Consider the following 12,491-nt stretch of genomic DNA (forward strand, 5'->3'; position numbering starts at 1 on the left):
TTTAAGGAAATTATTTGAAATAAATGCCTATACTTGGATACAAATATCATTGCATTGTTTTTTGAAGGACTTAAAGTTTTATTTTTGTATCTATTACCATTTAAAAAAGTAGTTTTGACTAAATAAAAAGCAATGGTCATCATCGACCGATTGCTTTTATCTTTTATGCACCTGGTGGAATGTCTGCATCATCATATCTTCTCTCTAAATTTACAAATTTACTATACTCTTTTGCGAAGGCAAGTTGAACTGTCCCTACAGGACCATTCCTTTGTTTTGCAATAATGATTTCAATAATATTTTTGTTTTCCGTTTCTTTATCATAGTAATCATCTCGATAAAGGAATGCAACAATATCAGCATCTTGCTCAATACTTCCTGATTCACGGATATCTGACATCATTGGACGTTTATCTTGTCGTTGTTCAACACTTCGTGATAACTGTGACAAGGCAATCACTGGAACCTCCAATTCACGAGCCAGCGCTTTTAAAGAACGTGAAATCTCCGAAACTTCTTGTTGACGGTTATCCGCTTTTCCATCACCTTGAATTAATTGTAAGTAGTCAATTAAAATCATCCCTAATCCACGTTCTTGTTTTAGCCGTCGACATTTTGCCCGCATTTCAGCAATACGAATTCCTGGTGTATCATCAATATATATTTGCGCATTGGATAAGCTTCCCATTGCCATGGTTAACTTTTTCCAATCTTCATCTGACAAATCTCCAGTACGCAAATTTTGAGCATTGATATTCCCTTCTGAACTAAGCATACGCATAACAAGTTGTTCTGCCCCCATCTCAAGAGAGAATATCGCAACTACTTCATCCGTTTTTGTCGCAACATTTTGGGCAATATTTAATGCAAAGGCTGTTTTACCGACGGAAGGACGGGCTGCCACGATAATTAAATCGTTTCTTTGAAAACCAGCTGTCATTCGATCCAATTCAGTAAAACCAGTAGGAATCCCAGTTATATCCCCTTGTCTATTTGCTAGTTTTTCAATATTATCATACGCTTCGACTAAAACGTCTTTAATACTTATAAAGGAACCCGCACTTTTCCTCCCTGATACCTCCATAATTTTCTTTTCAGCTTCTGAAAGTAAACTTTCCACTTCATCTTCACGGGAGTATCCCTCTTGGGCAATTTCTGTAGCTGTACGAATGAGTCGACGTAAAAGGGACTTTTCTTCAACAATGCGCGCATAATATTCTACATTAGCTGCTGTTGGAACAGCATTAGCTAACTCCATTAAGTAGGAAACACCGCCAATATTTTCTAGTTGTTCTGTTGCAATAAGTTCCTCGGTTACCGTAACAACGTCAATGGCTTTCCCTTGGTCGCTTAGTTTTAACATTGCTGAAAAGATTTTTTGATGAGAACTCCGATAAAAATCTTCAGGAATTAAAAATTCCGAAGCTACCGTTAAACTTTCCGGTTCAATAAAAATCGCACCTAAAACCGCTTGTTCCGCTTCAATATTTTGAGGAGGAGTTCGGTCTATTAACAAATCATTCATTCGCATCCAAACCTCCAACAATCACTCATAAAAGGTTGATCTATTATTAATTCAAACTATGATCCTACATTTAAGAAAATGATCTTTTTCTAGCAAAAGAAAAAGGCTAACTCAAACGCTTGAAAATCTATCAATAATGATTTTCGTGGCTTTGAGCAAGCCTTTCGTTTTCTCCTTTTTTATTCTATCATGAACCGAATTGGTTTACGATGGTAATATTTTCGGTTATTTTTCTTCTACAACATGAACTGCAAGTGTTGCCGTTACTTCTGGATGCAACTTAATATCCACGCGAGTTACTCCAAGTGAACGGATCGCATCTTCCATTTCAATTTTTCGTTTATCTACTTTTATATTATGCTGTTTTAACAATTGTTCAGCAATTTGTTTTGAGGTGATGGATCCGAATAAACGACCACCTTCACCAGACTTTGCAGAAATTTCAACTTGAATATTGGCTAACTTTTCCTGCAATTGTTTCGCTTCTTCTAATTCTTGTTGTGCTTGCTGAGCTGCTTTTTTCTTTTGCGCTTCTAATTTCTTTAAGTTTGCGGGTGTTGCTTCAACAGCATACCCATTTTTTATTAAAAAGTTATGGGCATAGCCATCGGCTACATTTTTTATTTCCCCTTTTTTTCCTTTTCCTTTTACATCTTTTATAAATATAACTTTCATTCCTCATTACCTCCTTCTAAATACTTATCAATAACTTCCTTTAATCGTTGTTCAGCATCTTCTATAGAAGTTTCATAAAGTTGTGTTGCAGCATTTGTTAAATGACCGCCACCTTCAAGCCCTTCCATGATTAACTGAACATTTATATTTCCTAGCGATCTTGCACTAATTCCTATCGAATCATCTGGCCGCCTTGATATGACAAAAGCTGCCTCAACATTCTCCATTGTTAAAAGAATATCAGCTGTTTGTGCAATTAACACTTGACTAAGAACTTCATCTGATTCTCCCTTTGTTATAGCAATACCGTTATGATAGAATTCAACCTTTTCAATAAGTTTAGCACGCTTAATATACGTATCGACATCTTCTTTTAAAAATTTTTGAACTAAAACGGTATCCGCACCTTTAGAACGTAAAAAGGATGCTGCATCAAAGGTTCTTGAACCTGTCCGTAACGTAAAGCTTTTTGTATCGACAATAATACCAGCAAGAAGTGCAGTTGCTTCTAGTATATCAATTTTTTTAAAGGGTTGATATTCTAACAACTCAGTTACTAACTCGGACGTTGATGAAGCATAAGGTTCCATGTAAACAAGTAATGGATTATGAACAAATTCTTCACTACGTCTATGATGGTCAATGACTACTGTACGTTCAATTTGGTCAACTAACCGTTCTTCAATGACAAGGGATGGTTTATGGGTATCCACTATAATGAGTAAAGCATTGTCCATATTCAAATCTAATGCTTCAGATGGTGAAATAAAATGTTTATAAATATCAGTTTTTGCTTTTACTTCATCTAATAGTTTCTGTACACCTGAATCTACTTCCTGTTCATTTAGTATAACATAAGTTTCCTTTTTATATATTTGCGCAATTTTTAATATACCAATGGATGAACCTATTGCATCCATATCAGGATATTTATGTCCCATTATAAAAATCTGACTACTTTCTTGAATTAATTCTCCTAATGCATGGGAAATAACACGAGCACGAACCCTAGTACGTTTTTCCATTGGATTTGTTTTTCCACCGAAAAATTTGACACGACCGTTTGTTAGTTTTATAGCAACTTGGTCGCCCCCCCGGCCTAATGCTAAATCTAAACTTGATTGTGCAGAGGCACCAATATCTGGTAAAGATGAGAGACCAACACCAACTCCAATACTTAGTGTTAAAGGAATATTATTTCTCACAATCGACTCTCTCACCTTATCTAATATAGAAAACTTATCTTTTTCTAATTCATGTAATATCTTCTCATTAAAAAAGGCAATATAACGATCTGAATTCACCCGTTTTAGATAAATCCCAAAATGATTGGCCCATTCATTTAATAATGAAGTTACCCGACTATTTAAATTACCTCTTTCACGATCATCCATAGCTTGGGTGATTTCATCATAATTATCTAAATAAACAATGGAAATCACTGGCTTTTCATCTTTATATTTTTTCTCAATAAGGGCTTGTTCTGTAATATCAAAAAAATAAAGTAATTTCTCTTCTTTCTTATAAATCATTTGATATTGATGGTCATTTAACGTTACTTTTTCATTTTCTATCTCTTGTTTAATAACCGGAATAAGAACATCTGCTACATCATATAATGAACGTCCGATAAGTGAATCTTCGTTTAAACAGGATGCCATATAAGGATTGGCCCATTCAATAATGTAATCATCATTAATTAAGAGAATACCAATTGGCATTTGTAAAAGGGCTTCTTCGCCTACTTTTTTTACCCGATAAGATAATAATGATATATATTTTTCAGCTTCACTTTGAAAAACTGCATCGGCTTTTATTAATAAATAATAAAAACTAATGATGACAAGGATATGGATGATGGCTAACCACCAATTGTAAAAGACACATATAATACTCAGGATCATCATAATAACTAAGAAGGTTATTAAAATTCTTTGAATCCTTCTCTTTTTTAAAAAGATTGGCATATGTTCCAACTCCTAAATAATATGAAAAGAATGATCAGCTTTTCTTTTTTATCCTTTGGCGTAAATCAAACCCTAAATCTATAATCCCTAATATTCTTGCCAATGTATTAAATAAGGGACTAATAATGATCAAGATGGTCCCAATAATCGGCCAAATTCTTTTTACCCCTTTTTCAAAGGATAAATAAAATAAAAATGAAATCCCTTGTATGACAAATAGAAATTGCAAGATAAAAAGGAGATTAGCAAATACATTATATAAAAATTCCCCCTTATCTGCAGGTATAAATAGGGATATAAGAATGGCAATTAAATAATACCATATTAAACTTCTCGGTAACTTAAGATTTCTAAATGGTTTAGCTTTTGGAACATGAAATCCTAATCGTTTTAAAATAGGATAGGATATCGATTGAATAAGAAATACGATGATTCCCGATGTTAAGATAAACATTGAAGGAATTAACGTAATAATTTGCTGCTCTAATAAAGAAAAAGAATCTTCAAAAACCGAAACATCTTGTCCAGTTTCTTCCATCATTGCCAATGTTTGTTCAAAAGTAGCTTTTGTCAATTCAATTGCTTCTGTAATAAAGTTTATTTTAAATAATAGAATTGAAAAGACATATAGAAGTACTGTACAAGTTAAAAAAGTTAATGTTGTTGCGGAGTATGTAATAAAACGATCTCTTTTTTCATGTAAACACCAACCAAATACAATCCCAACAAGTCCATATAAAAATGTTACGGGTAGTGCCACTAGATTACCGACAATCAATGTTAGTGTAACCGCACCTATGAAAAAGAAAAGCCCATTTTTCCAATTATACTTAGCTGTATAATAGGTAAAAGGCAAAGCCAATACAAATGCGATAACCATCCAAAAAAGCGGTAGATATAGAAAAAGAATGAGTAAAATGACATATACAGCTAGTAAAATGGCTCCTTCTGTAAGCTTATTTGTTTGCACATGAACACCTCTGTTAATACATAATCTTTTTTATGAAATCGTATGCTTATTATAAACCATAAATTTATTTTAACGATTATTAAACGATGCTTCAACTTTTCAAACATTTAATCACGTTTATTAGCATATCAAGAAAAAAGGCATCTATTCTCTAGTCCTACTTAAAAGCAAAATAAAATATTGTGTTTTCAGATTATTATTCCAAAGGGATGAGTGCTTATTTCCCATTATTCCTGTTAAAAAATTAGAACTTCCGTTTTTTGGAAGTTCTGTTAGTAGTAACATATTCTTCAACTAACGCACCCATTACTCAAGTATAAATCTTCACATTCTACCATATGAGTAATCTTTTTTAATCCCATATTCTTTTAAAAGTTACCTGATTACCTTCTTTACTTAAGAGAAATACATCAGGATTACTAAGTCTTTCCCAATTATCGAATCCAAAATCTTTATTATAAAACATGAAAAGCAAGGACATTAAATTGCCATGTGTAACTACGACTGTATGATCATTGTTTCTGCTAAAGATCTCTTCTACAACCTCAACAATTCGGTTCATCGCTTCTCTGCTGGACTCTCCACCTTCATATTTCAATTCTATATCTTCAAAAGTATTTCGAAGTTTTTCAAACCAATCAGAAAGATTATTAGTGCTAAGAATACGTTCTGTCAATCTCCTATCGATCTCAACATCTAAACCTAATCTTTTTGCGAGCGGTTGAATAGATTCAATGGCACGTTTATACGGACTTGCGATAATTTGGTCGATTTTAATGTTGGAAAAAAACTCACATAATTCAAATGCTTGGTTAAATCCTTTATCAGTGAGTTGGGCATCAGGTGATTGTCCTACTGCTTCACAATGCCTAACCACATATATTTTCTTCAACATAAACCACCACCCCAATACTAATTATGATTTTGAAATCAACGTTTCGGCATGTCTGAAGTCCTACCTTAAATAAATGGTGATTTTGGATGATTTACGATTTCTTCAGTCGTTAATCAAAAACATTTCCCCATTAATACATGGAATACCACTTGTTTAATTTTTCAGACTACTCATAATATAACACAAAAAAAATGGAATGTATCTTTATGTAAGAAATATTTCGAATAACGCACCGCTTTATATAATAAAAAAAGCAGTTTGGAGATTAATCTCCAAACTGCTTTTTCTTGTAATTATTTATCTTCTGCAACATATGGTAATAATGCTACTTGACGTGCACGTTTAATTGCTTTTGTCAACATACGTTGATATTTCGCACTTGTACCAGTTACACGACGAGGTAAAATTTTCCCACGCTCAGAAATGAATTTTTTAAGAAGGTCAACATCTTTATAATCGATATGCGTAATTCCGTTCGCTGTAAAGTAACATACTTTTTTTCTTCTGCCACGACCTCTACGTCCTGCCATTAGAAACACTCCTTTCTTATAAATTTTTATATCCGTTTCAATTTATTATTTATCGTTAAAATGGTAAATCATCATCAGAAATATCAATCGGTTGCCCGCTATTGAAAATCGAATCCTCATTTCTTGATGGGCCTTGATGCTGATTATCAGAACCGAATGGTTTCGGATCGAAATCAGGATAACTTGATGCTGGAGCATTCTGACGATTCGACGCACCTTTAGTGTCTAAAAATTGGACACTATCTGCGACAACCTCTGTTACATACACTCTTCTACCTTCTTGATTATCATAACTTCTCGTTTGGATACGTCCGTCTACCCCTGCCAAACTGCCTTTTTTCAAGAAGTTGGCTACATTTTCAGCAGCTTTTCTCCAAACGACACAGAGAATGAAATCTGCTTCTCTTTCACCTTGCGTATTGGTAAAAGGACGATTTACAGCAAGAGTGAAGGTAGCAACAGGTATACCATTAGGTGTATAACGAAGTTCCGGATCTTTCGTTAAGCGTCCAACAAGAACAACTCGGTTAATCATCAGAATCACTCCTTTTTTTAGGAAATGTTCCACATGGAACATTCCTTTTCATTACTTCAATTTATACAAGTTATTCATCTTCTTTAACAACAATGTGACGAATGATATCTTCATTGATTTTAATTAAACGATCAAATTCTTGGACAGCTTCTGGTTTAGCAACGAATTTAACGATGTGGTAGTAACCTTCACGATAATCCTTAATTTCGTATGCTAAACGACGCTTACCCCATTCCTTTGATTCCGTAATTTCAGCACCGTTTTCAGTTAAAATATTATCAAAACGTTCTACTAGTGCTTTTTTAGATTCGTCATCGATATTTGGTCGGATGATGTACATAGCTTCGTACTTTCTCATCACTTTCACCTCCTTTTGGACTTAGCGGCTCTATCAATAAGAGCAAGGAGCAATAAATTTATTACTCACGATATAAAATTATAACATATAGTTAAAATAGGCGCAATCAATTTTCAGTTTTTCAATAGGACGAAGTAGTTTTTATTTAGGAGAATATAAGAAATTGTTATTTTTAAAAGATAGAATATATCAAAACGGGAAGAGCCCAATAAATAACCCTCCCCGTTCTATATATTTAACCCTTTTAAAAACCTCAGAATAGCTTACACATTAAATCGGAAATGCATAATATCGCCATCTTGAACGACATAATCCTTTCCTTCTAAACGAACTTTTCCAGCTTCTTTCGCTGCATTCATCGAACCATATCTCACTAAATCATCGTATGAAACTGTCTCTGCTCGAATAAATCCTTTTTCAAAATCACTATGAATAATTCCAGCACATTCTGGGGCCTTCATACCACGCTTAAAGGTCCAAGCTCGTACTTCTTGTACTCCGGCTGTGAAATATGTCGCCAATCCAAGTAAATGATAAGCTTTGCGAATTAATTGGTCTAACCCAGATTCTTCAATACCTAATTCTTCCAAAAATGCAGTCTTTTCTTCTGGATCTAACTCTGAAATCTCCTCTTCAATGCGAGCGCAGATAACAACCACTTCTGCATTGTCTTTTTCAGCATATTCACGAACTAACTTTACATATGGATTCTCTTCTGAATTTCCAATATCATCTTCCCCAATATTTGCTACATACAAGACTGGTTTTAGCGTTAATAATTGATATCCTTTAACAATTTTTAACTGTTCTTCATTAAATTCAACCGTTCTTGCCGGTAATTCCTTTTCAAAAGCTTCTTTAACTTTCGTAAGGACTTCGAATTCAACCAATGCATCTTTATCTTTTTGTTTAGCTAGTTTTTCAACTTTTGCTAGTCGTTTATCAACGGTTTCCATATCCGCTAAGATCAGTTCTAAATTAATGGTTTCGATATCGGCAATTGGATCAACTTTTCCAGCAACATGGGTAATATTTTCATCCTCAAAACATCTAACAACATGGCAAATAGCATCCACTTGTCGAATGTTTGCAAGAAATTTATTTCCTAATCCTTCACCTTTACTTGCACCTTTGACAATCCCGGCTATATCTGTAAATTCAAAAGTAGTTGGTACTGTTTTTTTCGGTTTAACGAGTTCTGTTAATTTCGTTAAACGAGCATCAGGTACTTCAACGACGCCTACGTTCGGGTCAATTGTGGCAAATGGATAATTTGCCGCTTCAGCACCGGCTTGTGTAATTGCATTAAAAAGAGTCGATTTCCCCACATTTGGCAAACCGACGATTCCAGCTGTTAAAGACATCTATGTCACTCCTACTATTTTCTAACGATATATTCGTTCCTATTATAGTCATCTAGAAAATAAAACACAAGAACCAGAAAGTTATGATTCTGCAGTTTCGATAACTTTTTTCATTTTACGAACAAATTCTTTTCTTGGCATCATAACACTATGGGAACATCCCATACATTTAATCCGGATATCCGCTCCTAAACGAATGATTTTCCAGCGGTTTGTTCCACATGGGTGTTGTTTTTTCATTTCTACAATATCATTTAATTGAAAAGTTTTTTGCTCCATTATTTTCCCCACCTTCTCTCATTCGTTTAAGTCAACTCTATAAATCATATTAACTTGAATTCATTCATATATTCAAGTTAAAAAACATAAAATAGATGAATCTTATTTAAAAATTTAAATTGTTCGATGTATAAAAACATTCCAACGTTACTAAACTGATAATACAGGTATTCAACAGAGTGAGGGGGGGATGTTTTTGTTTAAAGCTAGCTTTTTTCGTGGGAAAGAAAATCAAGCAATTTCTTGGGAAGATCCTCTAGCAACAGGTAAGATTGCTAATGAACTTTTTGGTTATTTACCAATAGATGAATCCATTCCGATCCTTTTTATTTGTATAGGCACCGATCGTTCAACTGGTGATTCCTTAGGACCATTAGTAGGAACCCTTCTGCAAGAGAAATTACTTCCTGAAAATTTTTATGTATTTGGTACGCTTGAAGATCCCATTCATGCAGTAAATTTAGAAGAAAAGTTAAATCAAATACAGAAAAAGTTCGAGCAAGCATTTATTATCGGCATAGATGCTTGTCTAGGACAAACGAAAAGTATTGGAACTATACAAATTAAAAAGGGTTCTTTAAAACCAGGTGCTGGTGTAAATAAAACATTACCCCCTGTTGGTCATATACATATGACCGGTGTTGTTAATATTAGCGGTTTTATGGAGTTCTTTGTGTTACAAAATACTCGCCTATATTTAGTAATGAATCTTGCTAAAACAATTTCTAACGGCATTTATAAAGCTGGAATACTGTACCAGTTTGGGCAAAATAATCAAAATAATGATTTACTCATAAATGAAGATACAGTTTAAATTTGGAAAGGAGAGGGTTGTATAAGAAGACAGCCCTCAAAAGTTAAAAAAGAAAAAAATAGGGATAACGATAGTGATGACAAGTATACTCGGCAACATGTTCGCTACTTTTATTTTTGTCAATTCCAACATATTCAGTCCAATTCCCATTATTAAGATGCCACCTGTTGCTGTCAATTCCATCACAATTAAATCTAATAAATGGGCAGGAATAAAGTTATTTATTTGTGTAGCAAACAGGGCAATGGTTCCTTGATAAAGAAAAACTGGAATGCTAGAAAACATAACACCAATTCCTAAAGTAGAAGTTAATATAATCGCCGTAAACCCGTCAATCATCGCTTTCGTATATAATACTTGGTGATCACCGCGAATCCCACTATCCAAGGCACCAACTATGGACATTGCGCCAATTACAAAGATAAGAGTCGCTGTAATAAAACCTTGTGCAATACTCCCCTTTGCCTTATAACCAATTTTTGCCTCTAACCACTTTCCTGTCTGTTTAAATTTATCATCTAATTTTAACCATTCACCTAATAACGATCCGACAACAACACTCATAATAACCGCTAATAAATTGTTCGTTTGAATTCCCATTTGTATTCCTAATAAGGTGACAGTTAATCCAATACCTTTTAAAACTGTTGTTTTCATCGATTCTGATAAATTTGTAAAAAAAATCCCAATCATCGAACCAAAAATAATAAACAATGCATTCACAATTGTCCCTGTTAAAACCATGACCTCACCCATTTTTCTCTCTTAATTTCATATATTAAAGTAAAAACATCATAACATGCCACTAAATTTTACTAAATCCTTTTTACAAATATCACTTCAGAAAAACACAAAAAAAAATAAGCCATGACACATGACTTATTTTATTTATTCCTCATTTTCAGGATTTAGTATTTCTAATATTCGATTTAAATCTTCTTTCGAGAAAAATTCAATTTCGATTTTACCTTTATTTTTATTTTGTTTAATTTTTACTGTTGTACCGAACCGTTCGCGTAAGTACGTTTCCTGTTCCATAAGAAAAACGTCTTTCTTTTCCTTTTTCTTCGTTTCACGTGGAACATTTTCATTGAATTGTTGAACTAATTGTTCCAACTGTCTTACATTAAGGTGCTCTTTAATTACCTTGTCAGCCAACGGTTTTATTTTTTTCTTATCCTTTAATCCAAGTAATGTTCTACCATGCCCCATTGATATTTTCCCATCGGAGATATATTGTTGTATTTCAGCTGGAAGCGTCAATAGCCGAACATGATTGGCAATATGCGGACGACTTTTTCCCAAACGTTTTGCTAACTCTTCTTGTGTAATATGTAATCGATCCATTAACATTTGATAAGCGGCTGCTTCTTCAATTGGTGTTAAATCTTCTCGTTGCAAGTTTTCTAAGACAGCCAGTTCCATCATTTGTTGGTCGTCCATTTTACGGATAACAACAGGTATCGTTTTCATATTAGCCGCTTTAGCAGCTCGAAACCTGCGTTCACCAACTACAATCTCATATCCTTTTAAACTTTTCCTTACAATTAGAGGCTGTAATATACCATGCTCGATTATCGACTGCTTTAATTCTTCTAATGCGGCATCATCAAATTGTTTTCGTGGTTGATATGGATTTGGACGTAACTCTGTAACATTTACTTCTTGAATTTTTTCATCTTCTTTTACTTCAATATCTGGAAAAAGTGCACTAATACCCTTACCTAACCCTCTAGCCATTATTTACCACTTCCTTCGCCAACTCAAGATATACTTCAGCCCCTCTTGAACGGGGATCATATATGATAATTGGTTTTCCATAACTTGGGGCTTCGCTTAGACGGATATTTCTTGGAATAATCGTATTAAATACTTTATCTTGGAAATACTTTTTTACTTCTTCGATAACTTGAATACCTAAGTTTGTTCTTGCATCTAACATGGTTAAAAGGACGCCTTCGATCGTCAATTCAGTATTTAAATGCTTTTGGACCAGGCGAACAGTATTAAGTAACTGGCTTAACCCCTCCAAAGCATAATATTCGCACTGTACTGGAATGATAACAGAATCAGCAGCTGTTAATGCATTAAGTGTTAATAAACCTAGGGAAGGAGGGCAATCAATGATAACAAAATCATATTGATCTCTTACTTGATCAATGGCATGTTTTAGTCGTATTTCTCGTGAGATGGTTGGTACAAGTTCTATCTCAGCACCAGCTAATTGAATTGTAGCTGGGATACAAAATAAGTTTTCAACTGCTGAAGATAATATGACATTTGTAGGCTCTTCATCATCTATTAAAATATTATAAATACATTTTGAAACATCGGCTTTTTCTACGCCGATACCACTTGTTGCATTCCCTTGTGGATCTGTATCAACGAGTAATACTTTTTTTCCAATATAGGCTAGACAAGCAGCTAAATTAATTGATGAAGTTGTTTTCCCAACCCCACCTTTTTGATTTGCAATAGCGATAACTTTACTCACAATTTCACCTACCTTAACAGATAAAGCTTATTCTATTTTATCATGAAAATACGAAAAAAACTTTTTTCATGTTAAATAATATTTT

14 protein-coding genes are annotated in these 12,491 nt (G+C 33.8%); 1 reads left to right on the plus strand and 13 read right to left on the minus strand.

Annotated elements, in window-relative coordinates; translation table 11 throughout:
• Window positions 1-163: 163 nt before the first annotated feature.
• From dnaB to OEV82_RS05270, 10 genes are all read right to left on the minus strand, one after another.
• Window positions 164-1,525, minus strand: a complete 1,362-nt coding sequence (gene dnaB, locus OEV82_RS05225; RefSeq protein WP_263061268.1) for a replicative DNA helicase — start codon at window positions 1,523-1,525, stop codon at window positions 164-166.
• 225 nt (window positions 1,526-1,750) lie between these two features.
• Window positions 1,751-2,200: a 50S ribosomal protein L9 gene (rplI, locus tag OEV82_RS05230; protein ID WP_173661188.1), complete on the minus strand. Its 450-nt coding sequence runs from the start codon at window positions 2,198-2,200 to the stop codon at window positions 1,751-1,753.
• Complete coding sequence (locus tag OEV82_RS05235) at window positions 2,197-4,167, minus strand: DHH family phosphoesterase (RefSeq protein ID WP_173661186.1); 1,971 nt, start codon at window positions 4,165-4,167, stop codon at window positions 2,197-2,199. Before OEV82_RS05235 ends, rplI begins: the two co-directional genes overlap by 4 nt.
• A gap of 34 nt (window positions 4,168-4,201) precedes the next feature.
• Window positions 4,202-5,137 (minus strand): YybS family protein, encoded by a 936-nt coding sequence (locus tag OEV82_RS05240; RefSeq protein ID WP_263061255.1) that lies wholly within the window; start codon window positions 5,135-5,137, stop codon window positions 4,202-4,204.
• Window positions 5,138-5,489: 352 nt separating this feature from the next.
• Complete coding sequence (locus tag OEV82_RS05245) at window positions 5,490-6,032, minus strand: histidine phosphatase family protein (RefSeq protein ID WP_317630494.1); 543 nt, start codon at window positions 6,030-6,032, stop codon at window positions 5,490-5,492.
• Window positions 6,033-6,325: 293 nt separating this feature from the next.
• Window positions 6,326-6,562, minus strand: coding sequence for a 30S ribosomal protein S18 (gene rpsR, locus OEV82_RS05250; protein ID WP_173658166.1), 237 nt, complete (start codon window positions 6,560-6,562; stop codon window positions 6,326-6,328).
• 55 nt (window positions 6,563-6,617) lie between these two features.
• Window positions 6,618-7,097 (minus strand): single-stranded DNA-binding protein, encoded by a 480-nt coding sequence (gene ssb, locus OEV82_RS05255; RefSeq protein WP_173658165.1) that lies wholly within the window; start codon window positions 7,095-7,097, stop codon window positions 6,618-6,620.
• A 70-nt stretch (window positions 7,098-7,167) separates the two neighbouring features.
• Window positions 7,168-7,455, minus strand: coding sequence for a 30S ribosomal protein S6 (rpsF, locus tag OEV82_RS05260; RefSeq protein ID WP_173658164.1), 288 nt, complete (start codon window positions 7,453-7,455; stop codon window positions 7,168-7,170).
• A gap of 263 nt (window positions 7,456-7,718) precedes the next feature.
• On the minus strand, window positions 7,719-8,819 hold the full coding sequence (gene ychF / locus OEV82_RS05265; RefSeq protein ID WP_173658163.1) for a redox-regulated ATPase YchF: 1,101 nt from the start codon (window positions 8,817-8,819) through the stop codon (window positions 7,719-7,721).
• Window positions 8,820-8,900: 81 nt separating this feature from the next.
• On the minus strand, window positions 8,901-9,098 hold the full coding sequence (locus tag OEV82_RS05270) for a DUF951 domain-containing protein (RefSeq protein WP_263061256.1): 198 nt from the start codon (window positions 9,096-9,098) through the stop codon (window positions 8,901-8,903).
• 190 nt (window positions 9,099-9,288) lie between these two features.
• Here OEV82_RS05270 and yyaC point away from each other — a divergent pair, with 190 nt between their 5' ends.
• On the plus strand, window positions 9,289-9,912 hold the full coding sequence (gene yyaC / locus OEV82_RS05275; RefSeq protein ID WP_173658161.1) for a spore protease YyaC: 624 nt from the start codon (window positions 9,289-9,291) through the stop codon (window positions 9,910-9,912).
• Between the two features lie 36 nt (window positions 9,913-9,948).
• Here the strand turns inward: yyaC and OEV82_RS05280 are convergent, their stop codons facing one another.
• From OEV82_RS05280 to OEV82_RS05290, 3 genes are all read right to left on the minus strand, one after another.
• A complete protein-coding gene (locus OEV82_RS05280) occupies window positions 9,949-10,656 on the minus strand; it encodes a DUF554 domain-containing protein (protein ID WP_263061269.1) in 708 nt (235 codons plus the stop codon).
• Window positions 10,657-10,800: 144 nt separating this feature from the next.
• Complete coding sequence (locus tag OEV82_RS05285; protein WP_263061257.1) at window positions 10,801-11,652, minus strand: ParB/RepB/Spo0J family partition protein; 852 nt, start codon at window positions 11,650-11,652, stop codon at window positions 10,801-10,803.
• A complete protein-coding gene (locus OEV82_RS05290) occupies window positions 11,645-12,406 on the minus strand; it encodes a ParA family protein (protein ID WP_263061258.1) in 762 nt (253 codons plus the stop codon). Before OEV82_RS05290 ends, OEV82_RS05285 begins: the two co-directional genes overlap by 8 nt.
• Window positions 12,407-12,491: the final 85 nt, after the last annotated feature.

The sequence above is a fragment of the Pallidibacillus thermolactis genome (genome assembly GCF_025660415.1).
Classification (GTDB): domain Bacteria; phylum Bacillota; class Bacilli; order Bacillales; family Caldibacillaceae; genus Pallidibacillus; species Pallidibacillus thermolactis.